The sequence below is a fragment of the Spartobacteria bacterium UBA695 genome (assembly GCA_002298145.1).
GTDB lineage: Bacteria > Verrucomicrobiota > Verrucomicrobiia > Chthoniobacterales > Chthoniobacteraceae > UBA695.
This window is the reverse complement of the sequence record DBMP01000015.1, coordinates 135093-152442: the sequence shown is the minus strand read 5'-3', so window position 1 is coordinate 152442 and position 17350 is coordinate 135093. Positions and strand designations below refer to the sequence as shown.

Below are 17350 nucleotides of genomic sequence, written 5' to 3'. Positions count from 1 at the left end.
CAAACATGAAGCGAATCATGCTTTTAAGTGGAACGGCCCTGCTTCAACTGGCCGTAACTTTCCCCTGCCCGGCAGCGGACCAAAATACAACCCCCACCGCGGCGAACACGCCACCGTCCAGCGAAACCACCACCGTGCTTCCCGAGGTCGTCGTGGTGAGCAGACTGGACGCGGCGCGCGATGAGATCGTCCCGAGCCTCGGCGCGACCGAGTACACGATTACTCAAGAGCGGATCGACTCGCAATCCCAAGGCGCCAATGCCCCCTTTAACCAAACTGCATTGCGGTTGCCCTCGGTGGCGCAGGATTCCTTTGGGCAACTCCACGTGCGGGGCGAACACGCGAACCTGCAATATCGAATCGACGACGTGCTGCTTCCCGAGGGGCTCGCGGGGTTTGGGCAGGCGTTGGATACCCGGTTCATCCAAAATATGTCGCTGATCACCGGCGCGCTCCCTGCTCAGTTCGGCTACCGGACGGCGGGGATCATGGATATTCACACCAAGAACGGCGCGTCCGATCCCGGCGGTGAAATCTCGCTCTATGGCGGGAGCTACGACACCTTCGCGCCTTCCCTCCAATATGGAAATACGGCCGGAAAGTGGAGCTATTACTTCACCGCCAGCTCGCTGCATAGTGACTTGGGGATTGAAAACCCGACGTCCAGTGCACGAGCACTTCACGACTACACGGATCAGTTCAAGGGGTTCGGGTATGCCTCATATTTGATCGACGACACAAGCCGAATCAGCCTGATCCTGAGCGGTGCGCATAGCGATTTTCAGATCCCGAATAATCCGAACCAGACACCTGCATTCACGCTCGGGAGTTTGTCGACGTTTAATTCAGCGCTCTTGAACGAAAATCAAACCGAGCAGAACTATTATGATATCGTGAGTTATCAGAAAACCGCCGACGATCTGAACCTTCAACTGGCCGTCTTTACGCAATACAGCCGTATCCAGTATACGCCGGATCGCACGGGCGACCTGATCTTTAACGGGGTCTCCAGCAAGGTTGACCGGAGTATTATCTCCAACGGCTTCCAGGCGGACGCAAGCTACAAGCTTACCGACCAGCACACTCTTCGTTCAGGCCTGCTATTTACCGCGGAGCAAGCAACGGTAAAAACCACGGACGATGTTTTTGCAACCGATGCGCTGGGCAATCAGCTCGGCACCGATCCTCTTGCGATCGTGGATAATAGCCGCAAAGACGGGTATCTTTACGGGCTGTATCTTCAGGACGAGTGGAAGCTGCTGGAGAAACTGACCCTTAACTACGGAACCCGGTTTGACGTCGTGGACGCGTATGCCAACGAATGCCAGCTCAGCCCACGCATTAACGCAGTGTACCAGGCAACTGATGCGACGACGGTGCATATTGGGTATGCACGCTATTTCACGCCGCCGCCTTTGGAACTCGTTCAGCAGGAAAGTATCGCCAAGTTTGCCAATACTACCAATGCCTCCGAGGTGACAACGAGCGATCCGGTTCGCTCTGAACGCTCGCATTACTTTGACGCCGGAGTGGTCCAGAAGGTCACCTCCGACCTGACCCTTGGATGGGATAGCTATTACAAGATTGCCAAAAACCAACTCGACGAGGGGCAATTTGGCCAGGCGCTGATCTTCTCTCCGTTCAACTATGACCAGGGTGAGGTATATGGCACCGAGTTGACGGCGAACTACCAGAAAGGCTCCTTCGCGGCTTATGCCAATGTGGCTTACAGTCATGCCGTCGGAAAGCAAATCACCTCGGGGCAGTTTGAGTTTAGCCAAGAGGAGCTGGACTATATCGCCAAACACGACGTTTTCCTCGACCACGACCAGCGCTTCACCGGCTCCCTAGGCACCTCCTATACATGGGGCGGCACACGGATCTACGCCGATTCGCTCTACGGCAGCGGGTTAAGAAAAGGTTTCGCGAATACGCAGAAGGGCCAGGCGTATGCGACGGTTAACCTTGGCGTGGAGCATCGGTTTAAGGTCCCCGGCTGGAGTGACCTAAAGGTGCGCTTCGATGTTGTGAATCTGTTCGATAAAATCTACGAACTCCGCGATGGAAGCGGCATTGGGGTCGGCGCGCCGCAGTATGGAGCTGGGCGTGGTTACTATGGTGGTGTGGCCTACGAATTCTAGCCCGCACTGATCGACGTGACTGGATGATGGTGGCTTTGTCCTAGAAATACTTGATATTACAAACACCCGCCGCGAGTGGTGATGACTTCACGGTACCAACTGGCGGAATCTTTAAGGGTGCGTTTCCCGTTTTGGAAATCGATATAGATCAGGCCAAACCGGGGGCGGTACCCTTCGGCCCATTCGAAATTATCCATCAGCGACCAATAAAAATACCCGGCTACGGGGATTCCTTCCCGGGCGGCTCGGCGAAGGCCGCTCAAGTAGCGCGCCGAGTAGTCGATCCGTTGCGGGTCGTGAACTTTTCCGTCGCGGGCTACCCAGTCTGTCCCGCAAAAACCGTTTTCAGAGACCATGAAGGGCAATTTCCCATACCGTTCGGAGTGGAAGCGAGCGGCCCAATACAAGGCGTCCTCTTCCAATTCCAACCATGGCAAACAAGCGACCGCATTCCCTGGTTCTTTTTCGTGTCGGAGCGGTTGGCCATCGTTACCCCGGGATACTTTGTAGCCACTATAGATATTCGCAGCCATGAATTCCAAAGAGCGACTAACGACCTTCGCCTCCTGTTCGGTAAACTTCGGCATGCTTTCGCCAAACAGTTCGTAGGCTTGGGCAGGGTAAGCGCCCAGATAGATTGGATCGGCCCAGAGCGAGATGCAATCCAATCTGGGGCCTACTGAGAAATAGCTTTCCCGCGCCGCCCCGATATCAAGGCACTGAGGAGGGTGATGTGAGGGCGATTCCGATGTTGGCGGATTTGGTTGCATTGGCGCGAATGGCATCCACGGCATAGCCATGGGCCAGCAAACTGTGATGAACCGCCCGGAGGACTTGTCCGATTTCCAGGCGGTCTCCCGGCGCGTGTGTGCCGTGAAGATGCCCTACGCCGATAAAACATTCGGGCTCGTTGAGCGTAATCCAGTGTTTAACGCGGTCGCCGAGGTGATGGGCAAGTTGGGCCGCATATTCTGAAAACCGGCGTGGGGAATCCGCATTGAGCCAGCCGCCGCGTTGATAAAGCGCCAGAGGGTAGTCCCAATGAAAGAGGGTCAGGTAGGGTTCGATGCCCGCTTCCAAAAGCGCGTCTACCAGGCGGTCGTAGAAGGTCAAGCCCGCGCGATTTATTTTGCCGGTACCTTCAGGGAACACTCGTGGCCACGAAACTGAGAGCCGGTAGGCTTGCAGTCCGATTTGCTTCATCAGGTCCACATCCTCAGCCCACCGGTGATAATGGTCGCAAGCGATCTTGCCGGTATGACTCTGAAAGACTGCTCCGGGCTTTTGGCACATCATGCCCCACACACTCATGCCTTTCCCGTCTTCATTCCAGGCGCCCTCAATCTGGTATGCAGCGGTAGCCGCACCAAATACAAACTCCTTTGGAAAACGATAAGCGGTATGAAGGGAATCCATATTTAATTTCCTATTTATGGGGTGTTGGATGCAGGAAATGCAATCGATGGATCACTTGCACAGGAGAGGACCGAGCTGAAATAAGATAGCGCCGCAGCACTCCCCCGAAGTGCTGCGGCGCGCAGTTTACCTCAGATTTTTCAAAATCGACTAATGGAGGCTACCCCAACCGCCGACGGCGTAGCTGCTGGCTGAGAGTCAGCATTCCAAGGCCGCCCATGAGCATGGCCCATGTGCCCGGCTCGGGTACCACCGTCAGGGTCACGTCATTATTATAGCTGTTGCTTCCGGCATTGGCGGCATAATTTAGCAGATATTCCGTACCGGTTACCGTGAATGTATAGTTGGTATTTGACGTGGCGGTGTAAGTGGAGCCGCTCGTGAGAATCGTGGAGAAATATCCCGTCGTGATGCCGCTGCCGGTGTTATTGATTAGTGTGATCGTTGCGCCGAGTGTCAATCCACTCAAGGTGGTGAGGTCAAGTGTTCCCGCGAGGGTGACATTTCCGCTGACTTGGACTTGGTCAAAGGATGTCGCCGTGCCCGCATCGCAGACTCCTTCCGCGGCGAACCCCATCACTGGACGCATCGCTTTCTGGACCGACGACGACACGGGCAAAGTCAACATCAACACCGCCGCCGAAGGTACCTACTGGGACACTCCGCGCGGCGCGACCGTTACCGACCAAGCCTTGGCCAACTATCAACCGGCGCAAAAAGAATACCAGCGTTACCCCGGGCACCCGGCGATGACTAGTCTTTCAACCGTCTTCCCCAAACCCTCGGCTCTGAGCGATCAGCAATGGGCGGAGCAAATCTACGCCATCGTGCCGCGCATCACTGGGGACGGTTCGAAAGAGGGTACCGTGATCGCAACCGGGACGCTCGCGCCCGACTCGGACCGGCTTTTCGCCAGCCTTCCCGAGCTGCTTTTCAAACCAACCTTGAGCGGCAGCGAGCGGGATCTGAATTACGCCTCCGTCATTAACCGCAACACCCTGGAGCAGAAAAAATTCTTTCTCACCGCCCACAGCCGCGCCCCGGACCTCAATCTCTTCAACCTGCCTCGGGTTGCGTGCTGGCCCATCTACCAACTCAGCGGCACCGCCTACGACTCCACCCACACCACCGCCTACGACCGCCTCATCGGAGCCTGTTCCACCATTAACGGCCATCCCTACTTTTTCCAGCGCGCCACCCCCCCTGAGCCCCAATTCCGACATCGGTATCACGCGCAACACCAACCTCTATACCTACCTCCAAAGCCTCACGCAGGAATCGGTGCCCAGTTTCGGCAATGATTTTAAAACCAAATACGGCGACGACCGGGACCAGATCCTCACCGAAATCTTTGACTACATCCGTTGCGCCAACCTCTGCGACGATAACGTCGGCACGCCCTATACCCCGGCCTCTGGAGCCGGGCACGGATTCGTTGCGCCTGCCCAAAACGGAAGCACCCAGGGCATCGGCCGCACCTGCACTCTTTCCAAGTTTGGCATTCTCTGCAATGCCGTGGCCGATGATCCCACCACTTCGGGCACCGATGAATCTTACGGAAGCAACGACCCCACCAGCAACAAAGTCCTGGGCGGCACGAAACTCAATGCGGGCGAGAAATATATCCAGGCCATCATCGCCTTCGAGTTATTTTCCCCGATGCATGGATGGGCCAGCATTATACCGAATATTCAGGTGGAAATTACGGGGCTGCAAAATCTTTCCGTCATCGACAGCGGCAACACGCAATCCCTCGGGTTCCCATCCGGAGGGACCGTGGCCTACAATCAATCTACCATCGGCATGGACGGAGGAAGATCCGCCGGGGGCAATCCCGGGTGGCGCTATTGCGTATTATCCAAAGGCGCTCCCGTTCCGGGGCTCGGTTCCCGGCGACACCGCTACGGCTACCGTTCCCAACTATCCGTTCATCGGAGTTCCCGTCAAAATCAAAGCCTCTCCAAACGGCGGCACCATGGGGTTTGTGGGTAGCAACAACATCGTCGTCAAGCTCTACGCGGGCTCATAAACCTTGATGCAAACCATCAATATTTACCTGCCCTCAAGCACCACATTCCCCAATCCCAATCTAGTCAACCAAGGGACCCAAAACACCAGTTCGGGCGTGACCTCCAAGGAAAACTGGTGGTCCTTTCCTTGCGCGGGTGGAGTCACCGTCAACGGCAACACGTTTAATGGCCGGCTTAATTACGCGTCACGCGCAACCGTATATTTCGACTCCAGCAGCAAACCCCAGATCGATGCCGGGGCGTTTTTTTTCAACACCCCGCCCATCGTTTCGAACGTCCTCAATTTCGATGTCATTCGAACAGTGCTTCCGGCCCATGGGGACTACCGCTTGATCGCCGCGCAATCCAGCGTCCCCAACATCGCCTACGGCAAGCATCGTTACTACGACAGCTCCAAAATGGCGGCAAGCAATTTCGCCAACGCCCATAATCCCCAAGCGGAACCCGGCTGCGATCTCGGCGGGAGCTATTTCCCAACGTCCCTGTCGTGGGCCACCCTTGCGGTGGACGTTCCCGCCAAGGCCACAGGGACCAGCGTCCCTGAAACCACGGGCGACTTTGACAGCAGCCTGCCCAACTACATTGACGGCCCGTTTGTCAACAAACCCGACGAAGGCAACACCTACGGCTCGGGCACCAGCGGAGCCCTGGCCTGCTACAGCAACTACTGGATGCAGGCGCCCGCCGGCCCGACCTATTTTTCCCCCAATCGCATTATGCCCTCGCCGGGAATGTTTGGCTCCCTACCCACCGGCGTCAAAAGCGGGACGCCCTGGCGCACCTTGCTCTTCCGCCCGCAGACGGGTCATTTTGGGGCGACTGCGCCGAAAGATCACCTTCTCATGGATCTCTTCTGGATGCCCGTGGTGGATCCCTATGCTATCAGCGCCCGATTTTCAACGGCGGGCTAGATCAACCTCAACTATCAACTCGCCTCCTTTGGCTACATCACCCGCAACACGGGCTTAAGAGCGCTGCTCAAAGGAGAAAAGATCACAGCCATTCCCAATGGAGTGAACAGCTATACGCAACAGGGTTATTAAAACTTCAAACAGAACTTGAAAACGGTCCTTAATGCCTCCGCTACCCAAACCGAGGCGCGGCTCGCCATCGACTCCGACGAAACCCTCAAGCAGTTTCAGACCAAGTTCGCTGGCGGAAACCTGTTTATTTCGCCCTCGGAAATTTGCGATCTCCACATTGTTCCCACGGGGCAAACTGCCTCCGGAATGAGCACTTCTGGACTGACCATATTGGCACCGGCGACAACGAACGCGAACGAATCTACACCACCCTGTATTCCCGGCTCACCACCAAATCCAACACGTACACCGTGCACTTCCGGGCACAATCGCTTGTACAAACGGCACAGTCAAAAACCGACGGCACCTGGACCGAGGGGAAAGACACCGTCACCAGCGAATCTCGTGGAGCAACCACTGTGGAACGCTACATGGACCCGGGTGACGCAACCATTCCCGATTACGCCAACGGCACCAACCCTTTTTCAAAAGACCTCATGGGAAACCACTACCGTTGGCGGATCGTCGAAACCCAGCGGTTTGCGCCACAGGAGGCCCGCCTCATTGCGGGGCCGTCAGAAGGCTTAGAAACCTCCCGGGAGGCGCAGAACCAAGTCTCGTTTACCCAATCCCGGCGTTTCCGAAGCCTGATGGCTGACACGCGCATGATTTCCAAATACGTGGAAGGAAATGGCGAAGATCATTTTTTGCGGGGTACGAACCGTAGTTCATTGGTACAAGCAGGCGGATCAAGACGCACCAGGTTAAACCGGTGCGTCTATGAACAGCCTATTCGTTAATTGCCTTGCCTGACACCACACTAGATTTGCCGTTCGCAGGCTTCGACCAACTGCCTTATTGAGCCGGTTGCCAGGCAGATTTTGTCGTCGGTAGCGCCATAATAAAGACGGAGTTCATCCTTTTCCCAGTCGCCCAAGGCCCCACAAGGGAATACGACGTTATCGCAATTTCCGGTTCGTTCATAACCTGCCTGCGGGGCCAGAATCCAGCTGTTGGTTCGCCCAATGATCTTCCACGGCTGTTCCAGATCCAGCAGGACCGCGCCAATGTAATAATACGTTCCGCCAGCTGGCGAGAAAACGCCGTGGATAATGTCGAGCCAGCCACGAGGTGTTTTAATGGGAGGGGTCGGCCCGATCTTCTGGACGTTCCAATACCGGTATCCAGCTGCGAGCAGCGGTTGATAGTTACCCCAGTGCAGAAGGTCCGGTGACGAACTGATCCAAATATCGCCGTTGCCGCCATCACCGCCACCGGGGCGGTCTAGTTTCCAATAGAGCCCACCGACCTTTTCAGGAAAGAGGGAAGCCCCGCGATTGCGCGGCTGCGTAATGATCCCCAGACGTTCGTAGTTGATGAAATCCACAGTGCGTCCCAGCATCCCCACCGGGCCGTCGAAGCCGTGGACCATCACTGGAGTGACGATATAAAACACCCCGTCAATACAGCTCACGCGGTTGTCGATAAAGTGATGGTAGAGAGACCACGGGTGTTGCTCGGATTGAACGTCGATGAAGTTTTCCGTGCCCAGCGTGAAGTGGACGCCGTCTTTGCTGCGGGCCACGCGGGTCTGGCCCACGTCCCGGCCATATCCGCGGGTAGCGGCATGTTCCACTACCGAAACGAGGAGAACGGTTTCATCTCCGCATTGAGCGGGCGAAGGGTTGTAGATTTGTGCGACCCCCGGATAATCTTCCAACTTGAGGATCGGATTTGCAGGGTGACGGTTCAGAATATGTGTGGCGTCGATAAGAGGTGAGTCCATAGCTTGGACCACGAAACAACTTTGCGTTTTTGCTTTCAATATTCGTGGAATTTAAATAGTTAAATTAAAAGTCGGAGCCTCCCTGTAATCCATGCCGAGCCGCCCTGTTTTTTTGCGCGATATTGCCCGAGAAGCCGCTGTCACCGTTGCCACGGTGTCCATGGCATTGCGCGATAGTCCGCTGATCTCGGAAGCAAGGCGCAAGCAGATCCAGGCGATCTCACGAAAAATGGGGTATGTGCCCAATCCTGCGATGTCGGCTTTGGCTAGTTACCGGCGGTCGCAGCGTCCCGTCCGCTATCGCGAGAATCTGGCATTCCTTTATCAACTCCAACGCGGCGAGAAGTCCTTCGATGATTGGGAGAATTGGCCGATTCGCAAAGGACTGCTGGAAGGAATGCGGAAGCGTTCCGGAGAACTTGGCTACCAAATTGAATGCCATGAATTGCCTCGGAAGATATCCCATCAGCAGCGGCTTGCGGCAATGCTCAAGGCGCGGGGCATTCGCGGTATTCTAGTTCACGCAAATATGCAACCGGTTGAAGAAGCCTTGGCTGCATTTTCGTCATCGGCATTATTGAGTATTATTGATTTCTGTGAGAATGCGCCTTTCCACCAACTGCGCAGCAATGATTACGAAGTGATGCGCCTGGCTTTATTGCAACTGCGGAAGAAGGGTTATCGGAGGCCGTTGTATTTGAAGCCAGGAATGGAATCCGGACGTTTTGGACCGGAGAAATTGAGCGCTCTAACTGGCATTAATGCGGAGTTTCCCGAAATGCAATGTCGCTGGATGGATGAAGCGGAATTTTTTCAGCGCGGGATTGAAGGGCAGGATCGCGATAGGCCGGATGCGTTGCTAATCCATAACCATCTGGCGCTCGAAGAAGCGGCTAACCGCCACGAATGCTTCCTGCCCCGAGAAATAGCGGTTTGTCATTTATTTGCATCGAGCCGGTTGTTCCATTACGCAGGAGTAGATATTCGCCCGGTGCTTATGGGGACCAAGGCTATTGATGTCATGGATGGCTTGCTCTGTCATGGCGAAATGGGATTTACCCCCTTTGCGACAACAACCCTGGTTGATCCCGTTTGGATGGATGGCCCATCAGTGCCGGAAATATCGCGGGCGCCTGTGAGGGGATTAGCGTAGCGCCTCGACTTTTGTCCTAATTAGCCTGAGGCACAGCCGGATCGATCTGCATGAATAGATTTTTAAATCGTAATCGGGATAACTTCTAGCGCCCGCCAGCACGCCGCCTAGAGCCCGGCTTCAGGAACTGTACATGTGGGAATGGTGCGTTGCCCAGGAACTTGAGTTTCACCTTGCTTACTCCATTTTGTCCGACAAGGTTGAATTGGAGTCCGTATGTGGGCGTGGATGGGATTTGAACCCGCGGACCGGTTACCCAATTGTTCGATTGCGAATCGAAGGGAAAAAATCTGGCCGGGAAGACTTTCTGCAATATCAGAGGGTTCCCTTATTTTTGAACAAATAGGGATCTGCTGTAGTCGCTGCAGAGATACAGATCATTCCCAGGCCGGTTCCAGTAGGCGATCAATGACCTTACCCGTGTAAAGATCGATTGAAACCGACAGCCAGAAGCGCTTTTCGCCATCTACCATGAAATCAGCAAGGCTCGAAGCGGAGGAGGGATAGCGTCCCGTTTGGGCCACGACGTCGATTAACAAATTCCATGTCCGGGTCTGGCTGGACCCGGCGAGGGATCGGATCACAGGCTCGCGGTGGTATTTGATATGATCAAGCCCAACGCTGGAAATATTGTTCAACGATGCAAGGAAGGTTGGTAGCGCTGAGACATTCAAAGGCACGCTGGCTATGGGGTTGCCGAAACTGTCCATGGCATAGGCACTGTAGGCCGAAGCCAGAGCGTAGGGACTGGATAGCGCGGTGGCCCCCGTGGGATCTTGGCCAGCGCCCTTGAAAACCGCGTTCAGAACCGCCGTTGACGCAAGGCCCGTATTCATCTTTCCTCTTCCGATGGCAGGCTCATCCGCAACCGAAAAGGGGTCAAGGAGAGCCCCTTCGGCGCTGGTTTGAAGGCTACTGGTGGAAGCGCGGCAGCGATGAGCGAGGCAAGCCGCTCCCCGTGGCCGGATTCTGTGGCGTCACCAACCAGGATCTCGTCATCGTCGCCATGCTGGCTCTATACGGCCGGGTTTTTGGGGATATGACCCGATATGATAAATTTGGAAAGCCGACGCTGGACATGCTCCTGGAGCCGTCTTATTACCACGAGGCGCTGGGGCTTTTTGAGCGGAGCGGTGAGGGGGATTTCGTTGAGCGGACGGCGTATTACCATATTGTGATTGATACCCTGGAAATGGTTCATGCCATTACCAAAGATGAACGCCTTCCTGGTGTGGTCGACAACATTATCGTGCATCTATTTGACGCGCTGCACATCGGAGCGGACGGCCTGACCCACGCCGCATGGGGCGCCAAGCTCAAGGACCCGGCGCATGTTGAAGAGTGGATCAAATATCCCTATACCGTCTCATCCTATCCGCTTTTGCTGGAGATCATGGACCGTTATCTTCAGCGGCGTCCCGACGGCCTGCTGCGGCAAAAATACCTCGAATTCGAAAAGACGCTGGCCGCCTATGTCTATGCCGATGGGTCCATTCCGTCGGCCCTTGGCGGCGACTCCATCTTCACCGTCGTAGGAAAAACGCCGGTGCTGTGGTGTTACTTGATCAATCGGCTGGGCGATCAACTGCAAGATCCAGCGCTCGTAACGCTTCCCGTTCTGCAACGGAGCGAAGGACCGCTGAGTTGGAAAGCTGACAGCCGGATGTGGACCATTGAGAAAGAGGGGGCCCGTGTGTTTGCGGGTATGAAAACCAACCCATCGGGGATTTCGATCGGCCCAGAGGAACCGTTCATCGGAGGGAATTTGAAGGAGCTTGATACTCCTGCAATCCAGGAAATCACTCATAACCCTCACTGACTATGATCACAAAAATCCTTTTAACTTCGCTGATGATCGGAGCAGGCATGATTGCATCGGTGCAGGCCCAATTCTTGCAGGTGCAGTTTGGCGCAGCGAACAGCCCGGAGCAAAAGAGTTTCCATAAAGTCGTGCTCGCCAACGGCGGCGGTAAGGGCCCGATGGGGAACAATACCTATGTTTTTCCAGACCTCGACAGACATTCGTGTTCGGGCACGGTAACGTTGAGTTATACCGCCAACACCGAGGGCGGCCGACCGGTGGCAGGAGGCTGCGACAGCCGCGATAACGGGGTTGCGCCGGGCGACGACGGTCCCTATGCGCCGTTGTACCGTTCCATGGTCTTTACCGGCCGCAATGACATTCGCTTTCAACTAGATGGCCTTACGCCCCTCGCGGCCTATAAAATCCAGGCTTGGTCGTTTCCCAGGACCTGGGGATTTCCGAATACCGTCTTTTACCGCAGTTTCCATGCGCTGACGGGGGCGGCGACAGGCGCATCCGAGGTCATCGGAAAAGTGGAATGTCCCGCCGGGGCTTCCACTCGGTTGACACCCGACGCTCCTACCAAAATGATGGTGGAATTTACCTTGAGCGCCGATGCTTCGGGCAGGCTTGTTATTGGGCCAAGCAACCTTAATACCAATGACCAAGTGGAGCAAAAATCCAAACCTATAATCAACGGCTTCAGCATTACGCTGGCTAAAACTTCCAAGTAACATTCCATGTCGTTTCCAAATTCGATTCAACTCCACCGCATCCCCTTCAGCCGTCGGGGGGCCTGGCTTTGTCTTTACCGCAAGAATCCCGGAAAAGCTGGCGGAGGTCTGGCCACCGCGCCGCTGAGCTTGCGTGTTCTGGCCGGGCTGCTATTTGACGATTCCGAGGTATTTGATATTACCATGGAACGGAGTGGAAAGTCCGTTCCATGGAACGAGTATCTCCGGTTCGACCTCCTTCGACTGGAGCCGCAAAACGGAGGTTGCGCGGAGTTTGCCTTTCAGGATGCGGCTACGCTGCGGGCACGGGTTCAGGATTCCGTGCTTTTCTTTGAACAGCGCAACGGAGCGCCGATTCAGACCGGAGACCGGGAGTGGCGGATTCGCGCCAATACTTGCAGTTGGCTCTTGATCCGCGCCGTGGAAGGCACCGTCGAGGTGCAGAAAAAAGGGGAGCGCTGGACGCTTCGGCTGGATGGCGAACAAGGGCCTGCCGAGGTACTTATCCACCGCACGAGATGCGGCGGCACGATTCCCCAAGCCAAGGGCGCACTTGTGGACTGCGCGGCGACGAGCCGGGCGGATTTTGAAGAATGGTCAGCTCGTTTCCCAAAAATTCCGGGAAACTTGGCGGCGCTAAGAGACCGCGAACTTCAGACAATCTGGAACCTGAGCGTCTTTGCGGAGGGCAATTTCAAGCGAGATGTCGTCCTGGTTTCCAAGGGATCGCTGGTCGGCTTGTGGTCGTGGGATCATTGCTGGCACATGCTGGGAACGGCGGCAATAGACTCGGTGCTCTCCTGGGACAATTTAATGGCCATGTTCGACCATCAGGACGCTACCGGCGGCCTGCCGGACGTGATGGCTGCCAATCAATTTATCTGGCGCTATACAAAGCCTCCGGTACATGGGTGGATGATTGGCCTGCTGGAATCCCAATATTCATGGATAACCGACGCTCAGCGGGAAGAAGCCTACCAGGGCGTATCGCGCCTCACGAAGTTCTGGCTCAACGAGCGCAGCGATCCGCAGGATGGTCTGCCATTTTATTTTCACGGAATTGATAGCGGCTGGGATAATTCCACGCTTTTTGACGAAGGGGTTCCGCTCAAAACGCCGGATCTTGCAACGTGGCTTGTGCTTCAACAAGAGTGGCTCGCACGAACTGCTGCGAAATTAGGGAAAGCCGAAGAAGCTGAAGCCTGGAGCCGCAAGGCCAAGGCGCTGTTGGAAAAAATGCTGGAGCGGTTCTGGAATGGAAACGCGTTTGTCGCGCGGTTGGTAGGAAGTGACAAACCGGTCGTATCGAAGAGCTTGCAGCTGAAGATTCCGCTGTTGCTGGGCCATCGCCTGCCCGAGAAGGCTAGGCAATGGTGTCTGGACGGCCTGCTGGACGCCTCCCGTTACTGGACTCCTTTTGGTCTGCGCAGCGAACCGCTCGATAGCGAAAAATTCTCCGCCGACGGCTATTGGCGTGGCGCGGTCTGGCCGGTGACCGTTTTCATTTTCGTCGAGGCGCTTCGCGTCAACGGATTTGAAAAAGAGGCCGACCTGATCATCAATGGATACCTGAAGCACGTTGAAGAAGCGGGCAATTTCGAAAACTACCGTGGTGACAACGGTATCGGGGTTCGCGATACCCATTTTGCATGGACTGCAACGTGCGTAGCCCATTTTTTAAAACTTCGCAGCTAACCTTCCCAGGATGATCAAACCGAAGGGCGATTTCCGATAGGGCCGCACGTCAGTGGAGAGCTACGGCGGCGAAACGGATACCTCGGTTTACACGCCGTAGCCGTGGAGAGAGGCGGTGGGCCGGGTCTTAGTTGGAGGCATTTGCGGGGGCGCCCATCCGGGTCTCATACATGCCGTAGGACGTTTTGCGAATGGCCTCGCGCAGTTCGGGGTAGGGGTTGCCGGTGATGTCCAGGAGCCCTACCTGGTAGTTTTCACCGTCCGGGTCCCGGCCGGTGAAGGCTTGGGAGTTGTATTGGAACCAGTGGGCCCCGACGCAATAGGGATTTTGCAGGGCGCCGGTGACGTAGTCGCGGTAAAGCCCGGCGCGGTCCTGCTGATCCCCGGCCCAGCGGCAGCCGGGGCCGAACATGCCCCGGTCTAAAGCGCCGAAGTGGAATTCGCCGATGATGAAAGGTTTGTCGATCTTCTCGACGGTTCGAGCGGTTACGCAGTATTCATATATATTATAGCTGACCACGTCGCAGAACTGTGCGGCGATGGTGACGGGCACGGCGGAGACGTTCTGGAGGAAGCGGCAGCCGAGGTAAAGCTGGTGAGGGGCCACGCGCTTCTGCTCTTCCTTGCAGATGCTAAAATAGGTGGTGCACATCTTTTTGTAGAAGGCTTCGGCTTCATTGGAAAGCTGGTCCAGCTTGATCGCGGAGGTGTTGGCCAGGAGCGCATTCCAGCTTGTGAAGTGGGTTCCCGCCAGGTTGTTGAATTTTGAAATGCCGTGCAGGCTGCGCTCCAGGTCCTTGACCCATTCCACTTTGCAGGGGCTGGCGGCGGGGTCCATGCAGACGTCTTCCATGAATTTCTGCGGGCCGCTGAATTTCAATTCGTTCTGGACGAAATAGCCGATGCACCACGGGTCGTTGAAGCTCTCGGCCCGGGTTTGGAAGGCCGCGCGGAGGTTCTTGCGGAAAGTGGGGCTGAAAACATCGGGAAAATGCCGCCAGGTGACGGTGTCGCATTTGAAGTCGACGGCCATGACGTAGGGATGCCGCCGCATGGCGGTCATGCGCGGGTTGGACCAGTTGGCCAGCGTGTTCATGCCCCAGCTTTGCAGGCGGCGCTGGGTGGTTTCGGCAAACGGGGTTTCCCAATCGCTCCCATATTTGCGGTACAGATTGGCCTGGGTATACATGAAGACGGTGCCGTCTTTGGCGTAATAGCGAGCCAGGGGTGAGTCGGCTTCTGGGAGGCCGGTGAAGAAATATTCGCGGTTTTTGAGTGTGGTGTCCGCGCCGCCGAAGCCGACGCATGTGGGGCCGCTGGACCAGAAGAGATAGCCCTCGGGATCGACCAACCACCATTTGCCGTCATATTTTTCGGCCCGGAAATAGCCCGCTGCTGCGAGCTTGGGCCCTTTGGTCCAACCTCCGTATTTGGAGCGGTTGTCGGGGCCCGGGTTTTGGGCCAAGTCTTGCTCTTCTTCCCGGGTGGCGGCTTTCAAGTCTTCATCGGAGGTGACTTTGCCTGGCCAGGTCTCGTGGATGCTTTGCCCGTAGGCGTCGATGAACGGGAAGAATTTGTTTCCGGTCAGCAGGGCGGGAACCGGCGGATGGGAGGCGTAGACGGGGCCGAGGGCGATTTTGACGGTTTGCCCGGCGGGGAAGATGGTGAGTTTGATTTTCTGGATTTTCCCGGGGTTGATGTTGTGCTCTTCGAAAAGCATGCCGCCCGGGAGCCCCTTCATTGGCAAAAAGACTTTCAGGTCTGGATATGAATTGAGGTCCTCTTTTTTATAGGGAAAAAGGGCGATGGCTTTTTTGGTTTGGCCGGGGGTGATCCACCCGAAGTAGTAAGCGGTTTTGGCGGTGTCGGTGGCGCCTTCATTGTCGAGGCGTAGCTCGTATTTCACTTCGGTGGCGCCTTCGTTTTTCAGCTCTGCCACGAGGCGTGTGAATCCTCCCGCGTCGAAAAAACCTTCGGGGGAAGTTAGTTCGAGTTGCGCCGTGGTGTTGGCCGTGGCTTCCAGGACGGGCCGCCCGGCGTCGAAACGGATTTGGGCATTGTGTGCGCTGAGGTGGCCCGCTTGTTCGAGCGAACGCCAGCCTCCGGCTTCCTGGATGAATGGCTTGGTGGGCGGTTCTTCGGCGCGGATGAGGATCGAAGACGCCAGCAGCAGGGCGGCGGCAAAAACGGAGGCGGTGTGGAGCGGGGTGGGTTTCATCGCGGATTGGGAACGGGCGGGGGTGGGGATGGGTGGCATTGGGGCGCGGTGTTGATGGGGACTACTTTAGCAGGTTTTCGCTGTTCGATGGAGGCGCAGTTGCGTCACATTTTATTGATATTGCGACAGGGCTTTTTGGGGCGTATAAAAGCTGCATCGCCATGCCAAAAAAGACAAAGCCGGTTGCCGATGACGATCTTCGCCGTGTGGCCGTGATGGTGGACACCGCTACCGATTGGGGGCGGCGGGTCATCACGGGGGTGGTCAGCTACGTCAGGAGCCATGAGCGATGGCAGCTTTTCATCGAACCGCTCGGGCTGGAAGAGCATCCGCTCCTGCCCGGCGGATGGCAGGGCGATGGGGTGATCGCCCGGGTGAGCACCAGCCGCATGGCCAGCCACCTCAAGGCGCGCAATATCCCGGTGGTGAATGTCTCCGGGATGCAGGTTCCCGGGGCGCGTTTTCCCCGCGTGGCGAACGATGTGCGGATGGTCGCGAAAATGGCGGCGGATTATTTCGTGGCCCGCGGTTTCAAAAATTTTGCTTATGTCAGTTTGCTTGGATTCGAGCCGGTGGCCGAGCAGTTGGACGCTTTCCGGGAGGCGCTCAAGGAGGCCGGGTTTTCGTGCACCGTCCACAGCGTCAAGACCCACAACGGTGCTCCCATCGTGGATTGGAACACTAATATTCACCAGCTTGGCGAGTGGCTGCGCTCGATGCCGAAGCCGCTGGCGGTGCTCATCTGGAGCGGCGGGCGGGAGGTGATCTACGCGGCGCAGCATGCCGGGTTGAGCGTGCCGGAGGAGGTATCGGTGATGAGCGGCTCGGATGATTTTTTGTGCGAAGTTTCGCAAGTGCCCATTTCCGCCGTCCGGGTCGCGGCCGAGCGGATCGGGTATGAGGCGGCCAGCCAACTCGACGCGCTGATGTGCGGCAGCGGCGACCCGGATTTTTCCATTTATATCCCCCCCGCGGACGTGGTCACCCGGCAGTCCACGGACACGCTGGCCATCGACGACCGCTCGCTCATTCAGGCGCTGACGTTTATCCGCGAAAATTCTGAGAAACCCATCCAGGTGCGCGAGACGGCCAGCCGGGCCGGGGTTTCCCGCCGGGTGCTGGAGCGCCGCTTTAAAGAGGTGCTCGGAAGCTCGCCCGCTGAACACATTCGGCGCTCGCATCTGGACCGGGCCAAGCGGCTGCTGGCCGAGACCAACCTGGCCATGCCCGAGGTGGCGGAGGCCGCCGGGTTCGGGTCGCCCGCCTATATGTCCTTCGTGTTCCGCAAGGAGTTGGGGACGACCCCGCTGCGTTACCGGCGCGAGGCGCGGGGCTCCCGCAGGGCGTGATC

At 56.7% G+C, this 17350-nt stretch carries 16 protein-coding genes; 10 read left to right on the top strand and 6 right to left on the bottom strand.

Features of this window, described 5'->3' with window-relative positions; all coding sequences use genetic code 11:
* The first annotated feature begins 5 nt into the window (after nt 1-5).
* Nucleotides 6-2141 carry a TonB-dependent receptor gene (locus B2828_RS09615; protein WP_479633511.1) on the top strand — a complete coding sequence of 712 codons (2136 nt, stop codon included), beginning with the start codon at nt 6-8 and terminating at the stop codon, nt 2139-2141.
* Nucleotides 2142-2197: 56 nt separating this feature from the next.
* Here the strand turns inward: B2828_RS09615 and B2828_RS09610 are convergent, their stop codons facing one another.
* From B2828_RS09610 to B2828_RS09600, 3 genes are all read right to left on the bottom strand, one after another.
* Nucleotides 2198-2911, bottom strand: coding sequence for a family 1 glycosylhydrolase (locus B2828_RS09610; RefSeq protein ID WP_479633692.1), 714 nt, complete (start codon nt 2909-2911; stop codon nt 2198-2200).
* A complete protein-coding gene (locus B2828_RS09605; protein WP_479633510.1) occupies nt 2853-3557 on the bottom strand; it encodes a glycoside hydrolase family 1 protein in 705 nt (234 codons plus the stop codon). Before B2828_RS09605 ends, B2828_RS09610 begins: the two co-directional genes overlap by 59 nt.
* A gap of 160 nt (nt 3558-3717) precedes the next feature.
* Nucleotides 3718-4134: a PEP-CTERM sorting domain-containing protein gene (locus B2828_RS09600; protein ID WP_479633509.1), complete on the bottom strand. Its 417-nt coding sequence runs from the start codon at nt 4132-4134 to the stop codon at nt 3718-3720.
* On the opposite strand from B2828_RS09600, the gene B2828_RS09595 reads away from it, so the two are divergent.
* From B2828_RS09595 to B2828_RS09580, 4 genes are all read left to right on the top strand, one after another.
* A complete protein-coding gene (locus B2828_RS09595) occupies nt 4097-4858 on the top strand; it encodes a hypothetical protein (RefSeq protein ID WP_479633508.1) in 762 nt (253 codons plus the stop codon). The two genes, B2828_RS09600 and B2828_RS09595, sit on opposite strands and share 38 nt — an antisense overlap.
* Nucleotides 4839-5549, top strand: coding sequence for a hypothetical protein (locus B2828_RS09590; RefSeq protein ID WP_479633507.1), 711 nt, complete (start codon nt 4839-4841; stop codon nt 5547-5549). Before B2828_RS09595 ends, B2828_RS09590 begins: the two co-directional genes overlap by 20 nt.
* A 43-nt stretch (nt 5550-5592) precedes the next feature.
* Nucleotides 5593-6498, top strand: a complete 906-nt coding sequence (locus B2828_RS09585) for a hypothetical protein (RefSeq protein WP_479633506.1) — start codon at nt 5593-5595, stop codon at nt 6496-6498.
* A 275-nt stretch (nt 6499-6773) separates the two neighbouring features.
* Nucleotides 6774-7409, top strand: a complete 636-nt coding sequence (locus B2828_RS09580) for a hypothetical protein (protein WP_479633505.1) — start codon at nt 6774-6776, stop codon at nt 7407-7409.
* Between the two features lie 20 nt (nt 7410-7429).
* Here B2828_RS09580 and B2828_RS09575 read toward each other — a convergent pair whose 3' ends face one another.
* On the bottom strand, nt 7430-8395 hold the full coding sequence (locus B2828_RS09575) for a glycoside hydrolase family 130 protein (protein ID WP_479633504.1): 966 nt from the start codon (nt 8393-8395) through the stop codon (nt 7430-7432).
* Nucleotides 8396-8486: 91 nt separating this feature from the next.
* On the opposite strand from B2828_RS09575, the gene B2828_RS09570 reads away from it, so the two are divergent.
* Nucleotides 8487-9548 (top strand): LacI family DNA-binding transcriptional regulator, encoded by a 1062-nt coding sequence (locus tag B2828_RS09570; RefSeq protein WP_479633503.1) that lies wholly within the window; start codon nt 8487-8489, stop codon nt 9546-9548.
* 377 nt (nt 9549-9925) lie between these two features.
* Here B2828_RS09570 and B2828_RS09565 read toward each other — a convergent pair whose 3' ends face one another.
* Nucleotides 9926-10384, bottom strand: coding sequence for a hypothetical protein (locus B2828_RS09565; protein ID WP_479633502.1), 459 nt, complete (start codon nt 10382-10384; stop codon nt 9926-9928).
* Between the two features lie 122 nt (nt 10385-10506).
* Between B2828_RS09565 and B2828_RS09560 the strand changes: the two genes are divergently transcribed.
* The 3 genes from B2828_RS09560 to B2828_RS09550 all read left to right on the top strand — a co-directional run bounded on the left by B2828_RS09560 (nt 10507) and on the right by B2828_RS09550 (nt 13781).
* Nucleotides 10507-11367 (top strand): hypothetical protein, encoded by an 861-nt coding sequence (locus B2828_RS09560; protein WP_479633501.1) that lies wholly within the window; start codon nt 10507-10509, stop codon nt 11365-11367.
* A 2-nt stretch (nt 11368-11369) separates the two neighbouring features.
* Nucleotides 11370-12086, top strand: coding sequence for a hypothetical protein (locus tag B2828_RS09555; protein ID WP_479633500.1), 717 nt, complete (start codon nt 11370-11372; stop codon nt 12084-12086).
* A 408-nt stretch (nt 12087-12494) separates the two neighbouring features.
* The gene (locus B2828_RS09550) at nt 12495-13781 is read left to right on the top strand and encodes an amylo-alpha-1,6-glucosidase (protein ID WP_479633499.1); all 1287 of its coding nucleotides are present in this window, start codon (nt 12495-12497) and stop codon (nt 13779-13781) included.
* A gap of 127 nt (nt 13782-13908) precedes the next feature.
* On the opposite strand, the gene B2828_RS09545 is transcribed toward B2828_RS09550, so the two are convergent.
* Complete coding sequence (locus B2828_RS09545; RefSeq protein WP_479633498.1) at nt 13909-15999, bottom strand: hypothetical protein; 2091 nt, start codon at nt 15997-15999, stop codon at nt 13909-13911.
* A gap of 161 nt (nt 16000-16160) precedes the next feature.
* Here B2828_RS09545 and B2828_RS09540 point away from each other — a divergent pair, with 161 nt between their 5' ends.
* The gene (locus B2828_RS09540; RefSeq protein WP_479633497.1) at nt 16161-17348 is read left to right on the top strand and encodes an AraC family transcriptional regulator; all 1188 of its coding nucleotides are present in this window, start codon (nt 16161-16163) and stop codon (nt 17346-17348) included.
* Nucleotides 17349-17350: the final 2 nt, after the last annotated feature.

Coding starts and splice junctions, on each gene's coding strand:
- B2828_RS09615 (WP_479633511.1), top strand. CDS start 6: ATGAAGCGAATCATGCTTTTAAGTGGAACGGCCCTGCTTCAACTGGCC.
- B2828_RS09600 (WP_479633509.1), bottom strand. CDS start 4,134: ATGGGGTTCGCCGCGGAAGGAGTCTGCGATGCGGGCACGGCGACATCC.
- B2828_RS09585 (WP_479633506.1), top strand. CDS start 5,593: ATGCAAACCATCAATATTTACCTGCCCTCAAGCACCACATTCCCCAAT.
- B2828_RS09570 (WP_479633503.1), top strand. CDS start 8,487: ATGCCGAGCCGCCCTGTTTTTTTGCGCGATATTGCCCGAGAAGCCGCT.
- B2828_RS09540 (WP_479633497.1), top strand. CDS start 16,161: ATGCCAAAAAAGACAAAGCCGGTTGCCGATGACGATCTTCGCCGTGTG.
- B2828_RS09565 (WP_479633502.1), bottom strand. CDS start 10,384: ATGAATACGGGCCTTGCGTCAACGGCGGTTCTGAACGCGGTTTTCAAG.
- B2828_RS09575 (WP_479633504.1), bottom strand. CDS start 8,395: ATGGACTCACCTCTTATCGACGCCACACATATTCTGAACCGTCACCCT.
- B2828_RS09555 (WP_479633500.1), top strand. CDS start 11,370: ATGATCACAAAAATCCTTTTAACTTCGCTGATGATCGGAGCAGGCATG.
- B2828_RS09610 (WP_479633692.1), bottom strand. CDS start 2,911: ATGCAACCAAATCCGCCAACATCGGAATCGCCCTCACATCACCCTCCT.
- B2828_RS09605 (WP_479633510.1), bottom strand. CDS start 3,557: ATGGATTCCCTTCATACCGCTTATCGTTTTCCAAAGGAGTTTGTATTT.
- B2828_RS09545 (WP_479633498.1), bottom strand. CDS start 15,999: ATGAAACCCACCCCGCTCCACACCGCCTCCGTTTTTGCCGCCGCCCTG.